We start from the raw sequence: 818 nt of genomic DNA, 5'->3' as shown, positions 1-818 counted from the left end.
AGGTGATCGCCAGCGACATCGGCTCGGGAATCGAGTGCGCGACCGGAATGGCTTCGATCTCGAAGGGGCCGACGGTGAATTTCTCGCCCGCCCGGTAGATCGTGACCGGTATTTTCGGTGCGCCCTGCTCGCCTTGCCGCTTGGCTTCCAGCAGGCCGGCGCTGAACGGCGTCATCCAGACCGGCGCCTTCAGCTTCGGCCATGTGTCGAGCAGCGCGCCGTAATGGTCTTCATGCGCATGCGTGATGATGATGCCGCGCAGATTGGCGAGGTTCTCCTCGATGAAGCGTGTGTCGGGCAGCACCAGGTCGACGCCCGGCAGGCTGGCATCGGGGAAGGTCACTCCGACATCGATGACGATCCATTCGCGCGCGCTGGGCGGCCCGTAGCCGTAAAGAGCGAAGTTCATGCCGATCTCGCCGACGCCGCCGAGCGGCACGAAGACGAGTTCGGCGTTTTCCGCTTTCGCCATGATTTTTCCCTTCCTGGCCCTCAGGCCAAGCTCAAAAGCAATTCCGGGAAAAGTGTGTAACGGTTTTCCCACCGGAGTTGCGCAAAAACAAACAGTTAGAACCGTTCATGAACGGCCCTATGCCCTGGCCGAAGCGACCGCGCCGAAATGCACATCGCCGGCGGCGATCGTCCGAACCGAACCTTCATCGTCGCGGATCACGAAACGGCAGTCCTCGTCAATGGTCTCAAACACCCCGCGCACCACATTACCGTCAATTCTGACGGCAACCTCGCCGCCGAGCCCCGCGGCACGATCAAGCCACCGTCGCCTGACGGCGGCAAGTCCGCGCCCCTCATCCCACAAT

The 818-nt window shown here is 62.2% G+C and carries 1 protein-coding gene and 1 pseudogene; both read right to left on the bottom strand.

Features of this window, described 5'->3' with window-relative positions; genetic code table 11:
* The coding region (locus tag EN969_RS33475) for a ribonuclease J (protein ID WP_164758770.1) at window positions 1-472 on the bottom strand (472 nt) is incomplete at its 3' end.
* Window positions 473-589: 117 nt separating this feature from the next.
* Window positions 590-818 (bottom strand): annotated as a pseudogene (locus EN969_RS33470) (biotin--[acetyl-CoA-carboxylase] ligase); the annotation flags it as partial.

It is taken from the genome of Mesorhizobium sp. M7A.F.Ca.CA.003.01.2.1 (genome assembly GCF_003998945.1).
GTDB lineage: Bacteria > Pseudomonadota > Alphaproteobacteria > Rhizobiales > Rhizobiaceae > Mesorhizobium > Mesorhizobium ciceri.
Note: the sequence above shows the minus strand (reverse complement) of the source record. Positions and strands in the feature narration are given on the sequence as shown.